This is a genomic window from Streptomyces sp. NPDC051567, from assembly GCF_044454165.1.
GTDB lineage: Bacteria > Actinomycetota > Actinomycetes > Streptomycetales > Streptomycetaceae > Streptomyces.
Genome location: NZ_JBITDK010000033.1, coordinates 1 through 22,399, shown reverse-complemented (window position 1 = coordinate 22,399; position 22,399 = coordinate 1). Strand labels below are relative to the sequence as shown.

At 75.8% G+C, this 22,399-nt stretch carries 17 protein-coding genes, 1 pseudogene and 1 riboswitch; of the genes and pseudogenes, 11 read left to right on the top strand and 7 right to left on the bottom strand.

Going from position 1 to position 22,399, the window contains the following annotated elements; translation table 11 throughout:
• The first annotated feature begins 302 nt into the window (after window positions 1-302).
• On the top strand, window positions 303-1,193 hold the full coding sequence (locus ACIA5F_RS27025) for a neutral zinc metallopeptidase (protein WP_399357303.1): 891 nt from the start codon (window positions 303-305) through the stop codon (window positions 1,191-1,193).
• Window positions 1,194-1,270: 77 nt separating this feature from the next.
• Complete coding sequence (locus tag ACIA5F_RS27020) at window positions 1,271-1,699, top strand: VOC family protein (protein ID WP_399357396.1); 429 nt, start codon at window positions 1,271-1,273, stop codon at window positions 1,697-1,699.
• Between the two features lie 27 nt (window positions 1,700-1,726).
• On the opposite strand, the gene ACIA5F_RS27015 is transcribed toward ACIA5F_RS27020, so the two are convergent.
• Complete coding sequence (locus ACIA5F_RS27015) at window positions 1,727-3,145, bottom strand: hypothetical protein (RefSeq protein ID WP_399357302.1); 1,419 nt, start codon at window positions 3,143-3,145, stop codon at window positions 1,727-1,729.
• Between the two features lie 188 nt (window positions 3,146-3,333).
• The gene (locus ACIA5F_RS27010; RefSeq protein WP_399357300.1) at window positions 3,334-4,461 is read right to left on the bottom strand and encodes an alpha/beta hydrolase family protein; all 1,128 of its coding nucleotides are present in this window, start codon (window positions 4,459-4,461) and stop codon (window positions 3,334-3,336) included.
• A 382-nt stretch (window positions 4,462-4,843) separates the two neighbouring features.
• Between ACIA5F_RS27010 and ACIA5F_RS27005 the strand changes: the two genes are divergently transcribed.
• The 7 genes and pseudogenes from ACIA5F_RS27005 (at window position 4,844) to ACIA5F_RS26975 (ending at window position 13,682) form a co-directional block, all read left to right on the top strand.
• Window positions 4,844-6,118, top strand: coding sequence for an anion permease (locus tag ACIA5F_RS27005; RefSeq protein ID WP_399357298.1), 1,275 nt, complete (start codon window positions 4,844-4,846; stop codon window positions 6,116-6,118).
• 28 nt (window positions 6,119-6,146) lie between these two features.
• Window positions 6,147-6,368, top strand: a complete 222-nt coding sequence (locus ACIA5F_RS27000) for a hypothetical protein (protein ID WP_399357296.1) — start codon at window positions 6,147-6,149, stop codon at window positions 6,366-6,368.
• Window positions 6,369-6,571: 203 nt separating this feature from the next.
• Window positions 6,572-6,660: riboswitch (cobalamin riboswitch) on the top strand.
• A 58-nt stretch (window positions 6,661-6,718) separates the two neighbouring features.
• On the top strand, window positions 6,719-7,720 hold the full coding sequence (locus ACIA5F_RS26995) for a cobalamin biosynthesis protein (protein WP_399357294.1): 1,002 nt from the start codon (window positions 6,719-6,721) through the stop codon (window positions 7,718-7,720).
• Window positions 7,717-9,473, top strand: a pseudogene (locus ACIA5F_RS26990) (cobyric acid synthase). Before ACIA5F_RS26995 ends, ACIA5F_RS26990 begins: the two are co-directional and overlap by 4 nt.
• Window positions 9,470-11,674 carry a putative cobaltochelatase gene (locus ACIA5F_RS26985; RefSeq protein ID WP_399357292.1) on the top strand — a complete coding sequence of 735 codons (2,205 nt, stop codon included), beginning with the start codon at window positions 9,470-9,472 and terminating at the stop codon, window positions 11,672-11,674. The pseudogene ACIA5F_RS26990 and the gene ACIA5F_RS26985 overlap by 4 nt, the downstream one beginning before the upstream one ends.
• Complete coding sequence (gene cobO / locus ACIA5F_RS26980; RefSeq protein WP_399357290.1) at window positions 11,674-12,273, top strand: cob(I)yrinic acid a,c-diamide adenosyltransferase; 600 nt, start codon at window positions 11,674-11,676, stop codon at window positions 12,271-12,273. The genes ACIA5F_RS26985 and cobO overlap by 1 nt, the downstream gene beginning before the upstream one ends.
• Window positions 12,267-13,682 (top strand): cobyrinate a,c-diamide synthase, encoded by a 1,416-nt coding sequence (locus ACIA5F_RS26975; protein WP_399357288.1) that lies wholly within the window; start codon window positions 12,267-12,269, stop codon window positions 13,680-13,682. The genes cobO and ACIA5F_RS26975 overlap by 7 nt, the downstream gene beginning before the upstream one ends.
• Window positions 13,683-13,738: 56 nt before the next feature.
• On the opposite strand, the gene ACIA5F_RS26970 is transcribed toward ACIA5F_RS26975, so the two are convergent.
• Window positions 13,739-14,464, bottom strand: coding sequence for a ZIP family metal transporter (locus ACIA5F_RS26970; protein ID WP_399357394.1), 726 nt, complete (start codon window positions 14,462-14,464; stop codon window positions 13,739-13,741).
• Between the two features lie 283 nt (window positions 14,465-14,747).
• Here ACIA5F_RS26970 and cobC point away from each other — a divergent pair, with 283 nt between their 5' ends.
• The gene (gene cobC / locus ACIA5F_RS26965) at window positions 14,748-16,181 is read left to right on the top strand and encodes an Rv2231c family pyridoxal phosphate-dependent protein CobC (RefSeq protein ID WP_399357286.1); all 1,434 of its coding nucleotides are present in this window, start codon (window positions 14,748-14,750) and stop codon (window positions 16,179-16,181) included.
• 82 nt (window positions 16,182-16,263) lie between these two features.
• Here the strand turns inward: cobC and ACIA5F_RS26960 are convergent, their stop codons facing one another.
• Window positions 16,264-17,202 (bottom strand): SCO1860 family LAETG-anchored protein, encoded by a 939-nt coding sequence (locus ACIA5F_RS26960; RefSeq protein ID WP_399357284.1) that lies wholly within the window; start codon window positions 17,200-17,202, stop codon window positions 16,264-16,266.
• A 360-nt stretch (window positions 17,203-17,562) separates the two neighbouring features.
• On the bottom strand, window positions 17,563-18,639 hold the full coding sequence (locus ACIA5F_RS26955) for an amidohydrolase family protein (RefSeq protein ID WP_399357391.1): 1,077 nt from the start codon (window positions 18,637-18,639) through the stop codon (window positions 17,563-17,565).
• A gap of 148 nt (window positions 18,640-18,787) precedes the next feature.
• Between ACIA5F_RS26955 and ACIA5F_RS26950 the strand changes: the two genes are divergently transcribed.
• A complete protein-coding gene (locus ACIA5F_RS26950; RefSeq protein WP_399357282.1) occupies window positions 18,788-19,876 on the top strand; it encodes a pyridoxal-phosphate-dependent aminotransferase family protein in 1,089 nt (362 codons plus the stop codon).
• A 64-nt stretch (window positions 19,877-19,940) separates the two neighbouring features.
• Here the strand turns inward: ACIA5F_RS26950 and ACIA5F_RS26945 are convergent, their stop codons facing one another.
• Complete coding sequence (locus ACIA5F_RS26945) at window positions 19,941-20,999, bottom strand: aminotransferase class V-fold PLP-dependent enzyme (protein ID WP_399357280.1); 1,059 nt, start codon at window positions 20,997-20,999, stop codon at window positions 19,941-19,943.
• Between the two features lie 79 nt (window positions 21,000-21,078).
• Entirely contained in the window at window positions 21,079-21,852 is a 774-nt protein-coding gene (locus tag ACIA5F_RS26940) for a DsbA family oxidoreductase (protein WP_399357389.1), read from the bottom strand.
• Between the last annotated feature and the right edge of the window lie 547 nt (window positions 21,853-22,399).

Genomic DNA, 22,399 nt, shown 5'->3' with positions numbered 1-22,399 from the left:
AAATACTCCAGGGCGGGTGGGTACGGCGGAAGGGGGGCAGGACGCGAAGCTTCGACGCCGCTAATCCGCGAGGAGATTTGCCATGGGGACATTCTACCGGTGACGCGCAACTACTTATCGGACCGCCGAAACGCCCCGGCCCCCTCCCGCGCGCACCGGACCCGTCCCCCGTACGGCTGCGCGTACGGCCTCTCGCACGGCTGCGGGGCCGTACCGGTGGGCCGTGGGGCGTACCGGGGCGAAGGGGGTGATACTCGCCCCAGGAGCGGTCGCGGGGCCACGGGAACCGAGGGCGGTACGGGATGCAGTTCGACGACGACGCCAGGCTGGACACCTCCGAGGTCAAGGACGTGCGCGGCAGCCGCATCCCGGGCGGGCGGGCCACCATCGGCGGCGGGGTCGCCGGTCTCCTCGCGCTGATCCTCGGACTGCTGTTCGGTGTCGGCCCGGAGCAGCTCGGGCTCTCCTCCGGGGACCGGGCCCCGGCGCCCGTCCCCTCCACCGTGAGCCAGGTCCAGCAGACCTGCCGCACGGGGCAGGACGCCAACGCGCGGGAGGACTGCCGGCTGGTCGCGGTCGTCAACAGCGTCCAGGACTTCTGGAAGCAGGAGTTCACCCGGCGCGGGGCCGTCTACGGCCCGGCGCAGACGGTCTTCTTCACCGGCCGGGTGGCGACCGCCTGCGGGACGGCCACCTCGGCGGTCGGCCCCTTCTACTGCCCCGCCGACCGGAAGGTCTATCTGGACCTGGGTTTCTTCCAGGAGCTGCGGACGAAGTTCGGCGCGAGCGGCGGACCCTTCGCCCAGGCGTACGTCGTCGCCCACGAGTACGGGCACCACGTCCAGAACCTGACCGGGACCCTCCAGAAGGCCCAGGACGGCAGCCAGGGCGCGAACAGCAACGCGGTCAAGGTCGAACTCCAGGCGGACTGCTACGCCGGGGTCTGGGCCCGTCACGCCACCCGGACCCCGGACCGGTCCACCGGCCGGCCGCTGGTCACCAGCCTGACCGACCAGGACATCCGGGACGGGCTGGACGCGGCGGCGGCGGTCGGCGACGACCGCATCCAGGAGAAGTTCCAGGGCCGGGTGACCCCGGAGTCCTGGACGCACGGCTCGGCGCTCCAGCGCCAGCAGTGGTTCTACCAGGGCTACCGGACCGGCGACATGGCCCGGTGCGACACCTTCCGCTGACGGCGCCCGCCCCGGAGGAGCACGAGCGGTACGGGCGGTACGAGCGGCACGGAGATGCACGGGAGGCGGTGACCGTCATGACCGGAACAGGAAGGGGTGCGTCCGTGACGAACGGTGGCGCGTCCGTCTTCCCCGCGCTGCTCCACCGCGACGCGCGGGCCGTGATCCGGCAGCTGACGGAGGCGTTCGGCTTCACCCCGGTCGCGGTGCACGAGGACGACGACGGTGTCGTGCTGCACGCGGAGCTGTCGTACGGCAACGGCGCGGTGATGCCCGGCTCCAAGGGCCGGGGCGGCGCCTTCGACCGGGCGATGGAGGGCGCCGGGCCGACGGGCGTCCACGTCGTCGTCGGTGCCGTGGACGCCCACCACCGGCGGCGGGCCGTCGAGCACGGCGTGGAGATCCTCGTGGCCCCCGCCGACCAGGAGTACGGCTCCCGGGACTGCACGGCCCGGGACGCCGAGGGCAACGTCTGGAGCTTCGGGACGTACGCGCCCCGGCTCTGACCGGGACCGCCGTCTCCCCGGGCGCCGTCAGACGCCGCCCGTGTGGAGCTGGAAGGCGGCGCGGCGGACCGCCTTGGCCAGGGCCGGGTCGGGGTGGGCGGCGGCCAGTGCGACCAGGACCTGGACGGTGCGCGGATGGCCGACCGCCCGGACCTCGTCCAGCAGCCGGGGCACGGTGGTGCGCACGGCCGAGTCCAGGTGGCGGGCGAGCAGGTCGGCCTCGCCGTGGTCGGCGATGGCGGCGGCGGTGTCCACCCAGAGCCAGGTCGACTCCTCGGGGGTCAGCACGTCCTGGGCCTCGTCGGGGTCGACCCCGTCGTGCTCGGCGAGCCAGAGCAGGGCGTACGGGCGCAGGGCGGGTTCCCGGACGGCGGCGCGCACCTCGGGCTCGGCGGGGGCGCCGACCACGCGCAGCGCCTCGAAGGCGAGGCCGCGCAGCAGGGCGTCCTCGCCCCGGGCGGCGTGCAGGAGCTCGCTGACGGCGTGGCCGACGGGGCGGGCGGCGAGCCAGGCCCGGTACTCGGCGCGGGCCGGTCCGGGAGTGAGGCGGGCGCAGCCGTGCAGCATGGCGGCGGCGGACTGCTCGATGTTCCCGGCGGGGCTCTGCGCGGCGACGCAGATCTGTTCCAGCTTGACCCAGACCGCCCAGCTCCCGAGCGGGGTCAGGGCGGCCCGCGCGGGGCCGAGGGTGACGGCGTCCACGGCGGCGAGCCCGCCGAGGGCCCAGCGCAGCAGCCGGGCCAGCGGGACGGGCCCGGTGGGGGCGGCCTCCGGGCCGGTGGCCTCCTGGGGCGGGGCGTCGTACGGGACCTCGCACCGCTCGTCGCGCAGTTCGGTGACGCGCTGCCCGAGCAGGTCGAGCAGGTCGGGGACGGTCACCGGGCCGGCGGAGAGCTGGAGCAGGGAGAGGAGCTGGGGCATCGCCTCGACCACTTCGGCGACGGCCCCGGGGGCGAGGTCGGCGGGGGCCGGGTGGACGAGCGACCAGGCGTCGAAGAGGGCGACCCAGCCGCGCAGCACGGCCGTGTCGTCGCGGTCCCAGGCGTGCAGCCGCCAGCCGGGGCGGGCGTGGCCGCCGTGCACCTCGACGAGTCCGGCGAGGCGGGCGCGGTCCCAGCCGGCCTGGATCTGGCCGTGCGTCAGCCGTAGGTCCCCGGCGGCGCGTTCGGCGTCGGCGGCGGGCAGGGCGCCCGCCGGGGCGGGCCTGCCGCCGTCACCGGCGCCGAGGTTGCGCTCGGCCCAGCGGGCCAGGCGCACGGCGTCGGCGAGGGAGGTCCGGGCCCGGTTCGCGAGGTCCGCCGTGGCGGGCGTGCCCGCCGGGGGCCGCTGGGCGGACCGGGTCCGCCGGTCGGTCACCGCCTTGCGGGCCGCGGCGACGGACCGCGGGGAGACGAGTCGGAGTCTGGAGTCGCGAGCCAACTGCTCATCAGGCTTTCGGGACGTCACGGAAGCAGTCTCGCCCGTCACCGGCCGAAAGCCCAAACGGAACCGGTCGTTACTGTCACCGGCCGGAGGAACAGAACGGGACAACCCGCCCCTCGCACCCCGCCCGCCGCAGGACTTCCGCCGGAGAACGCGCAGGAACCGACAAGAAGAGGACAGGAAGCCGGGGACAGGAACCCTTCGCGCGGGTTTCACATGAGGGGGACCAGGAAGCGGCGCAGGGCCTCCTCGTACCCGGCCTGGTCGGCGTTCCACATCGCCGCGTGCGGGGCCTCGCGCACGGGGCGCAGGGTGACCAGGTCGGGGCGGGCGGCGGCGAGCCGGCGGGAGGGTTCCCAGGGGGCGACCGTGTCCTCCGGGCCGTGGAAGATCAGGACCGGGACGCGGAGCGCGCCGGGGTCCGCCCCCGGCGACGGGAGGTCGGCGTGGAGCCGGGCGCGGCTCTCGGCGGCCCGTAGCGCGAGCGGCAGCACCAGGGGCGGGGTGCGGCGGGCGGCGGCGAGCCGGCGGAAGGTGGCGCGCCGGTCGAGGACGGGCGAGTCCAGCACCACCCCGGCGATCCGGCTCGCCAGGGCCGAGCGCTCGGCGGCGTACAGGGCCATGGTGGCGCCGGTGGACCAGCCGTGCAGGACGACGCGGCGGGCGCCGTGGCGCAGGGCGTGGCGGATGGCGGCCTCCAGGTCCCGCCACTCCGTGGCGCCGAGGTGGCCGAGGCCGTCCGGGGAGGCGGGGGCGCCGGGGTCGCCCCGGTAGGCCAGGTCGAGGACGGGCAGCCGGTGCCGGTGGAGGAAGGGCATGACCACCATCGGGTGCTCGCGGCCCGCGCCGAGCCCGTGCACGGTGATGACCCAGGTGTCCCGGGCGGCGGGCACGAACCAGGCGGGCAGCGGGCCCAGCTCCCCGGGGACCGCCACGTCGGCGTGGTCGAGACCGAGGGCGGTGCGCGGGTCGCCGGAGTGGAGCTGGGGGGTGAGGGAGACCCGGGTGCCGGGGGCGAGGCTGCCGTGGGTGACGGCGAGGAGCCGCCGTACGACGGTGTCCGGTTCGGCCGGGACGTCGGTGAGGACGGAGCCGACGACGGCGTGCACCCCGGGCGCGGTCAGGCCGTAGGTGCCGGGGCGCAGGGAGGCCAGGGAGCGGGTCAGCGCGACCCGGCCGGCGGCGGTGGAGTGGACGCTGAGCCGTCGTCCGCCGGGCAGGGGGCGGCCCGGGCGGGGCCGCAGGGTGGCGGCGGCGTACCGGCCGGCCGCGAGCGCGGCGACCGAGGCACCCAGCAGGGTCGTGGTGACGGCCGCTGCCGTCGCTGTGGCGGTACGCACGGCTCCAGTGTCGGGGCGCGGGTTCCGCCGGGCCACCGGAGCGGGCCCGATGGAGGCGCACAGGAGTGCGAACAGGGCCCCGATGGGGTGATGGCGGTGGTGCGACGGAGACCTCGTGGGGCTCCGGTGGGGCCCCGATGGAGTGATCTGGATCTCTTCCGGGGTTCCGGGCCGTTGGTCCGATGAACAGAAAGATGCGGGTCAGCGGGCCCGTCGACCCCTCTCTGACGTGCACTAATCGCTCCATCTACGCCAGAAACGGGACGAACATCCCGATCAGCCCGCGCACCAGTACACCGGTCCGCCCGTGTCAGTTCACCTTCCGTTCATCCAGGTTGCCTACGGTCGCCGAGCCACTGACGTCAAACAGAAGCCTGGGTAAATGGAGCACGTAACGCTTCTCCTCGGGATCGTGATCATCACCGCTCTCGTGTTCGACTTCACGAACGGTTTCCACGACACGGCCAACGCGATGGCCACCACCATCTCGACCGGCGCCCTCAAGCCCAAGACGGCGGTGGCCATGTCCGCCGTACTGAACCTGGTCGGCGCGTTCCTCTCGGTGGAGGTCGCCAAGACCATCTCCAGCGGACTCGTCAACGAGGACGGCATCCAGCCCGAGGTGATCTACGCCGCGCTCGTCGGCGCGATCCTCTGGAACCTGCTCACCTGGCTGGTCGGTCTGCCCTCCAGCTCCTCGCACGCCCTGATGGGCGGCCTGGTCGGTGCCGCGGTCGCCTCGGCCGGATTCTCCGCCGTCAACGGCGGTGTGGTCGTCACCAAGGTGCTGCTGCCCGCCATCGCCGCGCCGCTGGTCGCCGGCCTCGCCGCGTACCTGGCCACCAAGGTCACGTACCGGATCGGCAACCAGATGGGCGAGAAGACCTCGGCCAAGGGTTACCGCGCCGGTCAGATCGCCTCGGCCGGTCTGGTCTCGCTCGCGCACGGCACCAACGACGCGCAGAAGACGATGGGCATCATCACGCTGGCGCTGGTCGCCGGAGGCATCCTCGCCCCCGGTTCCAACCCGCCGGCCTGGGTCATCGTCTCCGCCGGTGTCGCCATCGCGCTGGGTACCTACCTGGGCGGCTGGCGCATCATCCGCACCATGGGCAAGGGCCTGACCGACCTCCAGCCGCAGCAGGGCTTCGCCGCCCAGACCTCGGCCGCGAGCGTCATCCTGGCCTCCTCGAACCTCGGCTTCTCCCTCTCCACCACCCACTCGTGCTCCGGCGCGGTCATGGGTGCGGGCCTGGGACGCAAGGGCGGTGTGGTCCGCTGGTCCACCGCCACCCGCATGTTCATCGCCTGGGGCCTGACCCTGCCGGCCGCGGCCCTGGTCGCCGCGGGCGCCGAGCTGGTCATGCGCACCGGTGACATCGGCATCGCCGTCGTCACGGTCTTCCTGGTCGGCTCCTGCCTCGCCATCTGGCTCATCTCGCGCCGCCAGGTCGTCGACCACCACAACGTCAACGACGTCGAGCCGGCCGCCGCCGAGCAGCCGGGCGTCGTCACCACGGCCATCGCCGCCGTCGCCGTCCCCCCGATCGCGGGCGGCGCCCCGGCCGGTACGACCGCCGCCGTGACGGACGAGGACCTCAAGGCCACCATCCCGGCCGCGACGGCGACCCCGGCCGCTCCGGCCGCCACGGTCTGATCCCCAGAGACACAGAGGAATCCGCAGTATGAAGATCGACTGGGCAGCACTCGGCTCCGTCTTCGGGGTCAGCCTCTCGGCCACCGTCGCCCTCGTGGCCCTCTTCACCCTGGGCCTGGTGGGCCTCTCCCGGCACGAGGCCGCCACCGAGCAGGGGGGCGCCGCCACCCTGGCCCGCAGCGGTGCCTACGTCTGCTTCGCGCTCTGCGCGGTGGCCGTGACCTTCGGGATCTACCTGATCGTCAACTGAGCCGCCCGCACGCGGCGCACGAGAGCTCCCCCCGGGTCCGTCCCGGGGGGAGCTTTCGTATGCCCGCCGGGTGTCCGCGGCCCGCTCCGCCGCGCCCCCGCCCCGCCCCCGCTCCTCCTCCGCCGCGCCCCCGCCGCAGGTCAACAGCGAGTTGACGGGTGTTCGAGGCGCGTGGTGGACTGCCCGAGCCAATACGGCGGCAGAAGAGGAAGTCCGGTGCGAGTCCGGCGCGGTCCCGCCACTGTCACCGGGGCGCGGCCGGTACGGCGTGCGCCCCGGGAGCCAGGAACTCTCGCCGCCCGTCACGTCGAACCAGGGCGCGGACCCTGAGTGAGGACATACCTGCCACCATGCGTGCCGACCGCGTCTTCGCGTACGGCGTCACGGCGGGCCTGATCGGTGACCGGATTCTGGGCGATCCGCGCCGTGGGCACCCCGTGGCCGCCTTCGGACGGGCCGCCGCCGCCGTCGAACGTGCCCTGTGGCGCGACGACCGGGCCCGCGGCCTCCTGCACACCCTGGTGTGCGCCGGGGGCGCCGCCGCCGTCGGCGCGCTGGGCGCCCGCGCCGTGCGCTCCCGGCCCCCGGCCGCCCGGATCGCCCTGACCGCCGCCGCCACCTGGGCCGTCGTGGGCGGCACCTCGCTGGGCCGGGAGGCCCGTGCCGTCGGCGGGGCGCTCGCCGCCGGGGACACCGGGGCCGCCCGGGAGCGCCTGCCCCACCTGTGCGGGCGCGACCCGCAGGCCCTGGACGGGCCGGAGCTGGCCCGCGCCGTCGTGGAGTCCGTCGCCGAGAACACCTCCGACGCGGTGGTCGGGGCCCTGGTGTGGGGCGCCGTCGCCGGGGTCCCCGGGCTGCTGGCCTTCCGCGCCGTGAACACCCTGGACGCGATGGTCGGCCACCGCTCGCCCCGCTACCTGCGCTACGGCTGGGCCTCCGCCCGCCTCGACGACCTGGCGGGCTGGCCGGGGGCCCGGCTGACGGCGCTCGCGGCCGTGGCGGCCGGGCCCGACCGGCGGGGCGCCGTACGGGCCTGGCGCGCCGACGCGGCCGGGCACCCGAGCCCGAACGCCGGGCCCGTGGAGGCCTCGTTCGCCGGGGCGCTCGGCGTCCGGCTGGGCGGGACCCTGGCGTACGGCGGCCGGGTCGAGCACCGGGCCGTCCTGAACGGCGCGGCCGGGCGGCCGGTGGAGGTCGCGGACATCGAGCGGGCGGTCCGGCTGTCGCGGCGGGTGACCTGGCTGGCGCTGGGCGCCTGTGTGACGGCCCGGCTGCTGGTCTCCGCCACGAGGGTTTCCGGTACGAGGGTCACCGGTACGAGGGTCTCCGGTACGGGAAAGGGACGCGGATGAGCGGCGCGAGGCGCGGCGGCGGACTGCTGGTCGCGGGGACCACCTCGGACGCGGGCAAGAGCGTGGTCACGGCGGGCATCTGCCGGTGGCTGGCCCGGCAGGGCGTGAAGGTGGCGCCATTCAAGGCGCAGAACATGTCGCTGAACTCGTTCGTGACGCGCGAGGGCGCCGAGATCGGACGGGCGCAGGCGATGCAGGCCCAGGCGGCCCGGGTCGAGCCGACCGCGCTGATGAACCCGGTGCTGCTCAAGCCCGGCGGCGACCAGAGCAGCCAGGTGGTGCTGCTGGGCAGGCCGGTCGGCGAGATGAGCGCGCGCGGGTTCTTCGGGGAGGCCGGGCCCTCGGGCGCGCTGCCTCCCGGCACGGGGCCGCGCGGCGGCCGTCGGGAACAGCTCCTCGGTGTCGTCACGGACTGCCTGGAGCAACTGCGGGGCACGTATGACGCCGTGATCTGCGAGGGGGCGGGGAGTCCGGCCGAGATCAACCTGCGCCGGACCGACATCGTGAACATGGGGATCGCGCGGGCCGCGCGGTTCCCGGTCGTCGTGGTCGGGGACATCGACCGGGGCGGGGTCTTCGCCTCCTTCTTCGGGACGACGGCGCTGCTGTCGCCCGAGGACCAGTCGCTGATCGCGGGGTACCTGGTCAACAAGTTCCGCGGTGACGTGTCGCTGCTGGAGCCGGGCATGGAGATGCTGCGCTCCCTGACCGGCCGGGCCACGTACGGGGTGCTGCCGTTCCGGCACGGGCTGGGGATCGACGAGGAGGACGGGCTCCGGGTCTCCTTGCGGGGCGCGGTGCGGGAGTCGGTGGTGGCGCCGCCGGTCGGGGCCGACGTGCTGCGGGTCGCGGTGTGCGCGGTGCCGCTGATGTCGAACTTCACGGACGTCGACGCGCTGGCCGCGGAGCCGGGGGTCGTGGTGCGGTTCGTGGACCGGGCCGAGGAGCTGGCCGACGCGGACCTGGTCGTCGTCCCCGGTACGCGCGGGACGGTGCGGGCGCTGGAGTGGCTGCGCGAGCGCGGGCTCGCGGACGCGCTGGCCCGGCGGGCGGCCGAGGGCCGGCCGGTGCTCGGCATCTGCGGCGGGTTCCAGGTGCTGGGCGAGCACATCGAGGACGAGGTCGAGTCACGGGCGGGTTCGGTGGACGGCCTGGGGCTGCTGCCGGTGCGCGTCCGCTTCGCGCGGGAGAAGACCCTGGCCCGGCCGGTGGGTTCGGCGCTGGGCGAGGAGGTCTCGGGGTACGAGATCCACCACGGCGTGGCCGAGGTGCTGGGCGGGGAACCGTTCCTGGACGGCTGCCGGACCGGGGCCGTGTGGGGCACCCACTGGCACGGCTCGCTGGAGTCGGACGGCTTCCGCCGGGCCTTCCTGCGCGAGGTCGCGGCGGCGGCCGGGCGGCGCTTCGTCCCCGCCCCGGACACCTCCTTCGGGACGCTGCGGGAGGAACAGCTGGACCTGCTGGGCGACCTGATCGAGGAGCACGCGGACACCGCCGCGCTGCTGCGCCTGATCGAGGGCGGGGCCCCGGCGGGCCTGCCGTTCCTGCCGCCGGGCGCGCCGTGAAGGGCCCCGTGAAGAGCGCCGTGAAGGGCGCCGGCCCGGACCCGGCGGGCCGCGGGGCACCACCCGCGCGCCGGGGCGGGGAGCCGAAGGCCGGCCCGGCCCAGGGGCCGGGGACCGGTCCGTCCGGGGCGGCGAGATCCGCCGTCCCGCATCCGAGAGAGCCACTCGAAGGAGTGATCACCGCATGAGCACCACCCGATACCCCTTCACCGCCGTCGTCGGCATGGACGACCTCCGGCTCGCGCTGCTGCTGAACGCCGTGAGCCCGGCGGTCGGCGGGGTGCTCGTGCGCGGGGAGAAGGGCACCGCCAAGTCCACCGCCGTGCGCGCGCTGTCGGCGCTGCTGCCGCAGGTGGACGTCGTGCCCGGGTGCCGGTTCTCCTGCGCGCCCGCCGCGCCGGACCCGGCCTGCCCCGACGGCCCCCACGAGCCCGGCCCGGGGACGGCCCGGCCCGCCCGGATGGTGGAGCTGCCCGTGGGCGCCTCCGAGGACCGTCTCGTCGGCGCCCTGGACATCGAACGGGCCCTCTCCGAGGGGGTGAAGGCGTTCGAGCCCGGCCTGCTGGCCGACGCCCACCGGGGCATCCTCTACGTCGACGAGGTCAACCTCCTCCACGACCACCTGGTCGACGTCCTGCTGGACGCCGCCGCCATGGGCGCCTCCTACGTCGAGCGCGAGGGCGTCTCGGTGCGGCACGCCGCCCGTTTCCTGCTCGTCGGCACGATGAACCCGGAGGAGGGCGAGCTGCGCCCGCAGCTGCTGGACCGGTTCGGGCTGACCGTCGAGGTCGTGGCCTCCCGGGAGCCCGCGCAGCGCGTCGAGGTGGTGCGGCGGCGGATGGCGTACGACGACGACCCCGAGGGCTTCACGGCCCGCTGGGCGCCGTCCGAGGCCGAGCTGCACGACCGGATCGTGACCGCGCGCGCCCTGGTGGCGCGGGTGCGGCTCGGTGACACCGCGCTGCACCGGATCGCGGCGGTCTGCGCGGCCTTCGAGGTCGACGGGATGCGCGCCGACCTGGTGATGGCCCGGACCGCGACGGCGCTGGCCGCCTGGGACGGACGGGCCGACGTGGTGAAGGAGGACGTCCGGCGGGCCGCCCTGCTGGCGCTGCCGCACCGCCGCAGGCGGGCCCCCTTCGACGCGCCCGGACTCGACGAGGAGAAGCTCGACGAGATCCTGGACGGCTTCCCCGACGACGAGCCGGAGCCGGAACCCGAGACCGAGGGCCCGGGCGGCAGTGACGACCCGGACGACGACGACGGCCCGGGGGACGGTCCCGACGGCGGGGGCGGGGTCCCTCCGCAGGGGGGCGGGCCCGAGGCGCCGGAGAACCCGCACGCCCCGGAGCCCCCCGCCGCACCGCAGACCCCTGAGGGCCCCGAGGCCCCCGCCGGACCGGAGGCCCCCGAGCCGGAGCCCGCCCGGGGCGACGGCGGGGCCGGGGCGCCCGAGCAGGCCGCCGTACGGGCCTCCGCGCCGTTCCGGACCAGGATGCTCAGCGTGCCGGGGCTCGGCGAGGGCGCGGCGGGGCGGCGCTCGCGCGCCCGGACCGCGCACGGCCGGACCACCGGCGCCCAGCGCCCGCGCGGCCAGCTGACCAAGCTGCACCTCGCCGCGACCGTCCAGGCCGCCGCCCCGCACCAGCGGGCGCGCGGGCGCGCCGGGCGCGGGCTCGTCGTGCGCAAGGACGACCTGCGCCAGGCGACGCGCGAGGGCCGGGAGGGGAACCTGGTCCTCTTCGTGGTCGACGCCTCCGGTTCCATGGCGGCGCGCCGGCGCATGAGCGCGGTCAAGGGCGCCGTGATGTCGCTCCTGCTCGACGCCTACCAGCGCCGGGACAAGGTCGGCCTGATCACCTTCCGCGGTACCGGGGCCACGCTGGCGCTGCCGCCGACCTCCTCGGTGGACGCGGCGGCGGCGCGGCTGGAGCGGTTGCCGACCGGTGGCCGGACCCCGCTCGCCGCCGGGCTGCTCAAGGCCCACGAGGTGCTGCGGGTCGAGCGGCTGCGGGACGCCTCGCGCCGGCCGCTGCTCGTGGTCGTCACCGACGGGCGGGCCACCTCGGCCGGGGCCCTCGGCGGGGACCCGCGCGAGCTCGCCGGGCGCAGCGCCGGGCTGCTGCGGGCCGGGGGCGTCGCCTCGGTGGTCGTGGACTGCGAGTCCGGGCCGGTGCGGCTGGGGCTGGCCGGGGTGCTGGCCGCGGCCCTGGGCGGGCCCGCCGTCACCCTCGACGGGCTGCGGGCCGACTCGCTGGCCGGGCTGGTCAAGGCCGTGCGCACACCGTCGTCACACAGCACCAACAGCACCAGCACCAGCACCAGCACCAGCACCAGCACCAGCACCAGCACCAGCACCGATCGTCACAGCAACAGGAGGGCCGCGTAATGCCGCAGGGACAGCCGTCCGTCGTCCCGGACGACGGGCTCACGACGCGTCAGCGCCGTACCCGTCCGCTCGTCCTCGTCCACACCGGCCCCGGCAAGGGCAAGTCCACGGCGGCCTTCGGGCTGGCGCTGCGCGCCTGGAACCAGGGCTGGCCGGTCGGGGTGTTCCAGTTCGTCAAGTCGGCGAAGTGGAAGGTCGGCGAGGAGACCGCGCTGAAGGTGCTCGGCGCCTCCGGCGAGGGCGGGCCGGTCGTCTGGCACAAGATGGGCGAGGGCTGGTCCTGGGTCCAGCGGGACGCCCAGCTCGACAACGAGCAGGCCGCCAAGGAGGGCTGGGAGCAGGTCAAGCGCGACCTGGCCGCCGAGACCCACCGGCTGTACGTGCTCGACGAGTTCACGTACCCGCTGCACTGGGGCTGGATCGACGTGGCCGAGGTCGTCGAGGTGCTGCGCGGCCGTCCCGGCACCCAGCACGTCGTGATCACCGGGCGCAACGCGCCGCCGGAGCTGGTGGAGTTCGCGGACCTGGTCACCGAGATGACCAAGGTCAAGCACCCGATGGACGCGGGCCAGAAGGGCCAGAAGGGCATCGAGTGGTGAGTTCCGTGGACATCCCGCGGCTGGTGATCGCCGCGCCCTCCTCCGGGAGCGGCAAGACCACCGTCGCGACGGGCCTGATGGCGGCCTTCTCGGAGCGCGGCCTCGCCGTCTCCCCGCACAAGGCCGGGCCCGACTACATCGACCCCGGCTACCACGCGCTGGCCACCGGCCGTCCGGGGCGCAACCTGGACTCCTTCCTGTGCGGGCCGGAGCTGGTGGCCCCGCTGTTCGCGCACGGGGCGGCGGGGTGCGACCTGGCCGTGGTCGAGGGTGTGATGGGGCTCTACGACGGGGCCGCGGGCCGGGGCGAGCTGGCCTCGACGGCCCATGTCGCGAAGTTGCTGCGGGCGCCCGTGGTGCTGGTGGTCGACGCCTCCTCGCAGTCGCGGTCGGTGGCGGCGCTGGCGCACGGCTTCGCCTCGTTCGACCCGCAGGTGCGGCTGGGGGGCGTGATCCTGAACAAGGTCGGCTCCGACCGGCACGAGGTGATGCTGCGGGAGGCGCTGGAGGAGGCCGGGATGCCGGTCCTCGGTGTCCTGCGCAGGGCTCCGCAGGTGGCGACTCCGTCGCGGCACCTGGGGCTGGTGCCGGTGGCGGAGCGGCGGGCCGATGCCCTCGCCGCCGTGGCGGCCCTCGCCGAACAGGTCCGCCAGGGCTGCGACCTCCAGGCCCTGCTCGGTCTCGCCCGGTCCGCCCCGGCGCTGGCCTGCGAGCCGTGGTCGCCCTCGGCCGCCCTGTCGGACGTCCGGGACCCCGGGCCGGTCACCGGCGCCCGGCCGGTGGTCGCCGTCGCGTCCGGGCCCGCCTTCACGTTCTCGTACGCCGAGCACGCGGAGCTGCTCACCGCGGCGGGCGCGGAGGTCGTCCCCTTCGACCCGCTGCGCGACGAGGCGCTCCCGCCCTGCACCACCGGCCTGGTGATCGGCGGCGGTTTCCCCGAGGTGTACGCGCCCGAGCTGTCCGCGAACGAGCCGCTGCGCGGGGCCGTCGCCGGTTTCGCGGCGAGCGGGGCGCCCGTGGCGGCGGAGTGCGCCGGGCTGCTGTACCTGTCCCGGTCGCTGGACGGGAAGCCCATGTGCGGGGTGCTCGACGCCGACGCGCGGATGTCGGAGCGCCTCACGCTGGGCTACCGCGAGGCGGTGGCGGTCTCCGACAGCGCCCTCGCGGTGGCCGGGACCCGGCTGCGCGGGCACGAGTTCCACCGGACGGTGGTGGAACCCGGCGCGGGGTCCGTGCCCGCGTGGGGGTTCACCCACCCGGAACGCCGTGTCGAGGGTTTCGTGCACCGGGGCGTCCACGCCAGCTACCTGCACACGCACTGGGCGGCACAGCCCCGCGTCGCCCGCCGCTTCGTGGACCGCGCGGGCAGCGCCGCGGACGTCACGAGACCTGCGGCAGCGCCCCGGTGACCCCTCGGAGACCGGCGCGCGCCCGCCTCGCGGCGCGTCGCGCGCGCCCGGCGGGCTCACTCCGCGAGGCCCACCACCAGCCAGATCCCGGCCACCCCGCCCACCGTGCACAGCAGCGTGGACAGGGCCGGGTGCCGGTGGTGCGCCTCGGGCAGGATCTCGGCGGCGGCCAGGTACAGCAGGACCCCGCCGAAGAAGCCGAGGTACGCGCCGAGCGGTTCCTCCGGAAGGGTGAAGAGCAGCGTCGACGCCGCTCCCACGACCGGGGCGACGGCGTCCGCGAGGAGCATCAGCTGGGCCTTGTGGCGGGCGTTGCCGTAGAGGCTGGTGAGCGTGTACGTGTTGAACCCGTCGGCGAAGTCGTGGGTGATGACGGCCAGCGCCACGGCCACGCCCATGCCCCCGCCCACCTGGAAGGCGGCGCCCAGGGCCACGCCGTCGGCGAGGCTGTGGCCGACCATCGCGGCGGCGGCCGTGAGCCCCACCTCGGGGACGCGCGCGCCCTCCTCGGCGCCGTGCGCGGCCTGGCGTACGGCCAGCAGGCGTTCGACGACGTGGGCGACGAGGAAGCCGGCCACGAAGAGGAGCAGGGCGAGCGGGACCCCGAAGACCTCCTCGCCGGCCGCGTGCAGCGCCTCCGGGAGCAGGTCGAGGCCGACCACGCCGAGCATCAGGCCGCCGGCCAGGCCCAGCACGAGGTGGCGGCGGTCGGTGACGCGCTGCGCCGTCCATCCGCCCGCCAGGGTCATCAGGAACGCGCCCAACGCCACGATCACGGCCATGTGCCCCTGCATACCGACTCCCCGGCGCACCCGCACGTCCGCGCGCGGGCGACGCCACTTTGAAGACACGACCTGGTGCTGTGACCGGAAAGGTTTGCCGGTGAGCCCGCGGCGTCCGGTGCCGAGCGCATCGCAAGGCGGAGGGGCGCCCGTAGTGCCGGACGTACTCGGGTGCTCCGACAACATCGCGAGGTGCCGTGCCGGGCGTCGCGGGCCGGTGAACCTTTCCGGTCACCGCACCAGCGGGCGACCAGTGACGGTGACTACGGAGGGAGGACCCCCGGTGGGCGAGTACGCGACGCAGCTGGTGGTCGGGGTCGGCGGACGCGCGGGGGTTTCCGTGGCGGAGGTCTGTGCCCTGGTCGAGGAGACGCTACGGGGGGCCGGGCTGGCCTCCGGGGCGGTGAAGGCGCTGGCCACGGTGGAGTCGAAGGCGGGCGAGACGGGCATCACGGGCGCGGCGAAACGTTTCGGCGTGCCGCTGCTCAGCTACTCCGCGGCCGAGCTGGCCGCGATCGCGGTGCCGCACCCCTCGGAGGCCGTGCGCACGGCCACCGGGACGGCCTCGGTGGCGGAGGCCGCGGCGCTGGCCGGGGGCGGGGAGCTCCTCGTGCCCAAGCGGCGGTCGGTGGCGGCGACCTGTGCCGTGGCCACCGCGCACGGGCACGACCTGCGCCATCACGGGGACGCGGAGGTGCGGGACGCGCCCGGCGCGCTGGTGGACCTCGCGGTCAACGTACGGGCGGGGACTCCCCCGGAGTGGCTCAGGCGGCGGATCGCCGACTCCCTCGGCGGCCTCGCCGCGTACCCCGACGGCCGGGCGGCCCGCGCGGCGGTGGCGGCGCGGCACGGGCTGCCCGTCGGACGGGTCCTGCTGACGGCCGGGGCGGCGGAGGCGTTCGTGCTGGTCGCGCGGGCGCTGGGCGCCGTACGGCCGGTCGTGGTGCACCCGCAGTTCACCGAGCCGGAGGCGGCGCTGCGGGACGCGGGGCACCGGGTGGAGCGGGTGGTGCTGCGCGCGGCGGACGGGTTCCGGCTGGACCCGGCGGCGGTGCCCGCCGACGCGGACCTGGTGGTGATCGGCAACCCGACGAATCCGACCTCCGTCCTGCACCCGGCGGCGACGCTGGCGGCGCTGGCCCGGCCGGGGCGGACCCTGGTGGTGGACGAGGCGTTCATGGACGCGGTCCCGGGCGAGCGGGAGGCGCTGGCCGGACGGACGGACGTGCCGGGGCTGGTGGTGCTGCGGAGCCTGACGAAGACGTGGGGGCTGGCGGGGCTGCGGATCGGCTACGTGCTGGCCGAGCCCGGGGTGATCGCGAAGCTCGCCGCCGCCCAGCCGCTGTGGCCGGTGTCGTCCCCGGCGCTGGTGGCGGCCGAGGCGTGTGTGACGCCGGAGGCGCTGGCCGAGGCGGAGGAGGCGGCGCGGCGGACCGCGGTGGACCGGGCCCATCTGCTGGCCGGGCTCACGGAGTTCGAGGAGGTCACGGTGGCGGGGGTGGCCCAGGGGCCGTTCGTGCTGATCCGGGTGGAGGGCGCCGCGGAGGTCCGCACCCGCCTGCGCGCCCTCGGTTTCGCCGTCCGCCGCGGGGACACCTTCCCGGGCCTGGACGACTCCTGGCTCCGGCTGGCGGTCCGCGACCGGGTGACGACGGGCCGTCTGCTCCAGGCCCTGGACCACGCGCTGGCCCTGACCGGGACCGTGCGACGGCCCTGACGGGACGCCCCCGCGCCGGACCACCCGCCCGCACGGGGCGGGGCGGGGGTCCGGGGCGGAGGCGGAGGCCGGGGCTACCCGGTCAGGAGGCCCGGCGGCGGCGGGTGATCACCATGGCCCCCGCCCCGGCCACGAGCAGGAGCAGCGCGCCGCCCGCGACGTACGGGGTCTTGGAGCTGCCGCCGGTCTCCGCCAGGTTGGCGCCGGACGTGCTCCCGGCGGCGGTCTGCACGGCGGTACCCGTGCCCGTCCCGGTCTGGGGCTTGACGTCGGGCTTCGCGGCGGACGTCGCGGCAGGGGTCGGCGCCGGTCCCGCCGGGGACTCGCAGCGTGCTTCGGCGAGCACGATCTCGCCCTCCACCCGGGCCACGTTCAGGTCCAGCGGGTTCACCGACACCTTGAGCCGGAGCGCGGCGGCGGCGGCCGTGGTGGAGGTGGTCTCCGTGCCGGACAGTTCCAGGGAGACCAGGCCCACGCCCGGGACCTCGACCCGGGTCGGGCCGCCCGCCGAGAGGGTGACCTTCTTGCCGAGGGCGGTCACCGACCCGAGGACGTTCGAGGTCGCCACCGGCTTGCGGCCCGCCTCGCAGACGGCCTTGGAGGTGACCTTCTCCACCTCGACGAGGGAGAGGCCCGGCAGGCCCGGCACGTGCACCCGGGCCCGGGCGAGGTTGGCCTCCGCCTCGGCGCGGTTCTTGTCGGCACTCGCCCTGGACGTGGCCACGTCCGCCCGCAGCACACTGACCGGCCGGCCCTGCTCGACCCCGTCCAGGGTCACGGTCAGCGCGGTCTTCTCGGCCGACGCCGGGGCGCTGACCTCGTTGAGCGTGGTCTTCAGCGGGATGTGCACGGCCTTGTTGAGCAGGCTCACGTCCAGTGCGGCGCGCAGGACGACGGCACTGGACCGGCCTTCGCGCACGGCGCCACCGCCCGTGGCGAAGGCGGGCGGGGCGGCGAGCAGGGCGACCGCTCCCGTGGCGAGCAGGGCGGCCACGGGCATGCGGAAGGTATGGCTGTTCACTGGGGGAACTCCCGGGGAGATGGGTGCCGTCGCGGCGTCCATGGGGGACATCGCGCACGCCGACGGCCTCGACCCCGGAATCTTTACGCACTGTGGGTGAACGGGCGGCAACCTGACGTGAGTTCACCCCAAAGGGTGGTTTCCGGGCAGGTATTCGAATTGCCGCGCCCCATGAAGAACGTGAGTGCTCCCCCACCCCAGGGATGGCGGCCCGCAGCGACGGCGCTCCCCCGGAACGGACGCGCACAACGACCGGCGGGACCCCGAAGTCACGCGAGGTCAACCCCGCGCCGCACCCCGCGCCCGCACCCCTCGCGCCCGCGCCGCCCTGGACGGTCCGCCGCCCGGCCGCCGGCCGCCTCAGGCCCGGACCGCGCCGTTCACGACGACCCGCAGGGGCCGCGCCAGGGCCCGTACGTCGGCCCGCGGATCGGCCCCGTAGACCACCAGGTCCGCCGGGGCCCCCTCGGTCAGGCCGGGCCTGCCGAGCCACTCCCGCGCCGCCCACGCCGTCGCCGAGAGGGCGTCCAGCGGCGGAATCCCGGCCTTCACCAGCTCCGCCACCTCCGCGGCGACCAGCCCGTGCGGCAGGGAACCCCCCGCGTCCGTGCCCACGTACACCGGGACGCCCGCGTCCCAGGCCGCCCGGACGGTGTCGTAGCGCCGCTCGTGGAGCCTGCGCATGTGCGCCGACCAGGCCGGGAACTTCGACTCCCCGGCCGCCGCCAGCTTCGGGAACGTCGCGATGTTCACGAGCGTCGGGACGATCGCGACCCCGCGCTCCGCGAAGAGCGGAACGGTCTCCTCGGTGAGGCCGGTCGCGTGCTCGACGCAGTCGATGCCCGCCTCCACCAGGTCGCGCAGCGAGTCCTCGGCGAAGCAGTGCGCGGTGACCCGGGCGCCCAGCCGGTGCGCCTCGGCGATGGCCGCCTCGACCTCGGCGCGCGGCCAGCAGGCCGTCAGGTCCCCCGCGTCCCGGTCGATCCAGTCGCCGACCAGCTTCACCCAGCCGTCGCCGCGCCGCGCCTCGCGGGCGACGTAGGGGACGAGGTCGGCGGGTTCGATCTCGTGCGCGTAGTTGCGGATGTAGCGGCGGGTCCGGGCGATGTGCCGGCCCGCCCGGATGATCTTCGGCAGGTCCTCGCGGCCGTCGATCCAGCGGGTGTCGGAGGGCGACCCGGCGTCGCGCAGCAGGAGGGCGCCCGCGTCCCGGTCGGTCAGCGCCTGGCACTCGGCGGTCGCGGCGTCGACCGGCCCGTGGGCGTCCAGCCCTACGTGACAGTGCGCGTCGACCAGTCCCGGCAGGACCCAGCCGGTCACCGTGGTGATCTCCCGGGCCGCGCGCGGGCGTTCGTAGGAGATCCGCCCGCCGACCACCCACAGCTCGTCGCGGACCTCCTCGGGCCCGACGAGCACGCGCCCCTTCACGTGCAGCACCCCGGGCCCGGCGCCCGCGCCCGTGTCCGTCCCACCCGCGCCCGCGCCCGCGCCGCCCGTACCCGTGCTGTCCCCATCGGTCATGTCGGCACTGTACGTGCGCGGTCGGTACGCTCTCCCGGTACCCCCGGACGAAGAGAGCACCGCCGTGACCCACCCCCTCCTGGACCTCCCGCCGCTCACCGCCGAGCGTTTCGCGTCGATCGAGCGGGGTGTCGCGGACCTCCTCTCCACCCGGCAGGACGTGGTGATCACCCAGGGCGAGGCGCTGCTGCCGCTGGAGGGGTGCATCCGCTCGGGCGCGCGGCCCGGCTCCACCGCGCTCAACGTGGTGACCGGCCCCTACGGGACCACCTTCGGCAACTGGCTGCGCGACTGCGGGGCGAGCGTCGTGGACCTGGCCGTCCCCTTCGACACGGCGGTGACGGCGGAGCAGGTGGCGGACGCCCTGGCCGCGCACCCGGAGATCGACTTCGTCTCGCTGGTCCACGCGGAGGCCGCGACCGGCAACACCAACCCGGTCGCGGAGATCGGGGCGGTCGTACGGGCGCACGGGGCCCTGTTCATGCTGGACGCGGTGGCCTCGGTCGGCGCGGAGCAGCTGCTCCCGGACGCCTGGGGCGTGGACCTGTGCGTGATCGGCGCGCAGAAGGCGATGGGCGGTCCGGCGGGCGTCTCGGCGGTGTCGGTCTCGGAGCGCGCCTGGGCCCGGTTCGCGCAGAACCCGGCGGCCCCGCGCCGCTCCTACCTCTCCCTGCTGGACTGGAAGGAACGCTGGATCGACGCCGGACGCAAGGCGCTGCCGCACGCCCCCGCGCAACTGGAGATGCTGGCGCTCCAGGCGTGCCTGGAGCGGATCGCCGCCGAGGGCCTCCCCGCGGTGACGGCCCGCCACGCGGCCGCGGCGGCGGCGACCCGCGCGGGCGCGGTGGCGCTCGGCGCGGGGGTGACCCCGTACGTGCCGGTGGCCGCCGAGGCCGCTCCGGTGGCCACCACGCTCCGGGTCGCGGACGCCTCGCTGGTGGTGGCCAAGGCCCTCGGGGCGGACCCGGCGGTCCCGCTCGTGGCGGGCGGCGGCGCGCTGGCGCGGGAGATGATCCGGGTCAACCACTACGGCCAGGCGGCCTCCCTGGGGACGGTCCGGGCCTGCCTGTCGGCCCTCGCGGAGGCGCTGTCGGTCCCGGCGGAGCCCGCTCTCGCGGCGGCGGAGTCGGCCTGGTCCTCGGCCCTGCACTGACCGGGAGCCGCCGGGCCCGGCGGGCCGGCCGGTCGGCGCACCCGTCGGCGGCCCGGCACGGTCCTCAGCCGGACAGGGCGTCGAGCAGCCGGTCCACGTCCGCCTCGGTGTTGTAGAGGTGGAAGGAGGCCCGCAGGCTGCCCGCGCGGGCGGCGGTGACGATCCCGGCCGCCAGCAGCGCGGGCTGCCGGCCGGCCAGGCCCGGCACCGAGACGATGGGGGCCGTACCGGGCACGGCTTCGTGGCCCAGGCGCAGCAGGCCGGCCCGGTAGCGGGCCGCGAGGGCGGTGTCGTGGGCGTGCACGGCCTCGATGCCGACCCGCCCGATCAGCTCCATCGACGCCTCGGCCGCGTAGTACGGGAGGAAGGCCGGGGACTCGTCGAACCGCCGCGCCCCGTCCGCCAGTTCCGGCATCGGGCCGTAGAGCGCGTCGTCCGTCGACTTCGCCGCCGCCCAGCCCGCGTGCAGCGGGACCAGGTCCCGCTGGGCCTCCCGCGACACGGTCAGGTAGGAGACCCCGCGCCCGCCGAGCAGCCATTTGAACCCGGCGGTGACCGTGTACTCGTACGGCGAGGCGTCGAAGGGCAGCCAGCCCACCGCGTGCGTCGCGTCCACCAGCATCCGCGCCCCGTGCCCGGCCGTCGCCGCGCGCACCGCCGCCAGGTCCGCCGCCCGCCCGTCCGCGGACTGGACGGCGGAGAAAGCGACGAGGGCGGTGTCCGGGCCGACGGCCTCCGCGAGGAGTTCCAGCGGGACGAGGCGCACCTTGAGGTCGCCCCGGACCACGAAGGGGTTCAGCACGGAGGCGAAGTCGTCCTCCGGGCACAGGACTTCGGCGCCCGCCGGGAGCGAGGCGGCGACGAGTCCGACGTGGGTGGCCACGGACGAGCCGACGGCCACCCGCTGCGGCGGGACGCCGACCAGCCCGGCGAAGGCGTCCCGGACCCGGTCGACCCGGCCGAAGTCCCCCGACCCGACGAGGAGTCCGGACCCGGCCGCCTCGGCCAGGTCCCGTACGGCCGCGACGGCGGCGCGCGGGAGGACCCCGCAGGTGGCGGTGTTGAGGTAGGTGGTGGAGTGGCCGAACTCGGCGCGGACGGCTTCGGGGAGCGGGAGATCCATGGCGCCCACTCTGCTCCAGGAACCCCCGGCCGTCCATGCCCGGCCGCCCCCCGCCCGCGCAGGCGGGCGGGCGCGGCGCCTACGGCTGCGGGGGCTGCGGGACCGCGCAGGCGCCGCCGGGCTCGCAGACCTCGGCGTCACCCGGGGCCCCGTCGGCCTCCTGGCCCCCCTCGGGCGCCTCAGCCTCCTCGGGCTCCTCCGCTGCCTCGCGTCCCGCCCACGCCTGCTCCAGCGCCTGGGTGAAGACCTCGGCCGGCTGCCCGCCGGAGACCCCGTAGCGGCGGTCGAACACGAAGAACGGCACGGCATCGGCCCCGAGCTCGGCGGCCTCCCGCTCGTCGGCCCGCACCTCGTCGGCGTAGGCGCGGGCATCGGCGAGGACCGTACGGGCCTCCGCCTCCTCCAGCCCCGCCTCGACGGCGAGCGCGACCAGCACCTCGGGGTCGAAGACGGACCGCTCCTCGCCGAAGTTGGCCCGGTAGGCGAGATCGAGCAGCTCCTCCTGCCGGCCCCGGGCGGCGGCCAGGTGCAGCAGCCGGTGGACGTCGAAGGTGTTGCCGTGGTCACGGCCCTCGATGCGGTACGTCAGCCCCTCGGCGCGGGCACTGGCCGCGACGTGCTCCTCCATCCCCCGCGCCTCGTCCAGGGTCCGGCCGTACTTCCTGGCGAGCAGCTCGACGACGGGCTCGCTGTGCTCCCTGGGGCTGTTCGGGTCGAGCTCGAAGGAGCGGTACACCACCTCCACCTCGTCCCGGTGCGCGAACTCGGCCAGCCCCTTCCCGAACCGGGCCTTGCCGATGTAGCACCACGGACAAGCGATGTCGCTCCGGATCTCGGCCTGCTCGACCTCCATCATGAGAAGTCTCAGGGTGAGGGAGTGCTTCTCCGGTGGCAGGGCGTCCAGGGCCGCCCGCGCGCAGTCGGTCCCGCCGGACGTGTCGCCGGACCGGGCGAGCATCAGGCCCCGGTGCAGCTCGAGGTGGGTGGTGAACCGGGGCAGCTCGGCCGGCATCTCGCGGCGTGCCGCTTCCTGCGCCCGCACCGCGCCACGTTCGTCGCCCAACCGGGCCAGGAGCAGCGACAGGAAGACGTTCATGCGCCACCAGGGCACGGCGTAGTCGCTGGTCTGCTCGGAGGACCCGGCCTTGTCGAAGATGCGCCGGCCGTCGTCGGCGAGCTGGAACGCCGTCGCGCGGTCGCCACGGATCGCCGCGGCGTGGGCCTTGCCCATCACGGCGTTCAGGAGCCCCAGCGAGGGGCGTTCCGATAGCGCCAGGGCCTGGTCCGCCAGGACGTCGGCGACCCCTAGTGCGGTGACCGGAAAGGTTTGCCGGTGAGCCCGCGGCGTCCGGTGCGGTGCATCGCAAGGCGGAGGGGCGCCCGTGTACTGGACGTACTCG

Bases quoted from the DNA above. Each gene is read 5' to 3' on its own strand.
- ACIA5F_RS27025 (WP_399357303.1), top strand. From the start codon at position 303: ATGCAGTTCGACGACGACGCCAGGCTGGACACCTCCGAGGTCAAGGAC.
- ACIA5F_RS26985 (WP_399357292.1), top strand. From the start codon at position 9,470: ATGAGCACCACCCGATACCCCTTCACCGCCGTCGTCGGCATGGACGAC.
- ACIA5F_RS26970 (WP_399357394.1), bottom strand. From the start codon at position 14,464: ATGGCCGTGATCGTGGCGTTGGGCGCGTTCCTGATGACCCTGGCGGGC.
- ACIA5F_RS26995 (WP_399357294.1), top strand. From the start codon at position 6,719: ATGCGTGCCGACCGCGTCTTCGCGTACGGCGTCACGGCGGGCCTGATC.
- ACIA5F_RS26945 (WP_399357280.1), bottom strand. From the start codon at position 20,999: ATGGATCTCCCGCTCCCCGAAGCCGTCCGCGCCGAGTTCGGCCACTCC.
- ACIA5F_RS27000 (WP_399357296.1), top strand. From the start codon at position 6,147: ATGAAGATCGACTGGGCAGCACTCGGCTCCGTCTTCGGGGTCAGCCTC.
- ACIA5F_RS26940 (WP_399357389.1), bottom strand. From the start codon at position 21,852: ATGGAGGTCGAGCAGGCCGAGATCCGGAGCGACATCGCTTGTCCGTGG.
- ACIA5F_RS27020 (WP_399357396.1), top strand. From the start codon at position 1,271: ATGACCGGAACAGGAAGGGGTGCGTCCGTGACGAACGGTGGCGCGTCC.
- ACIA5F_RS27005 (WP_399357298.1), top strand. From the start codon at position 4,844: ATGGAGCACGTAACGCTTCTCCTCGGGATCGTGATCATCACCGCTCTC.
- cobO (WP_399357290.1), top strand. From the start codon at position 11,674: ATGCCGCAGGGACAGCCGTCCGTCGTCCCGGACGACGGGCTCACGACG.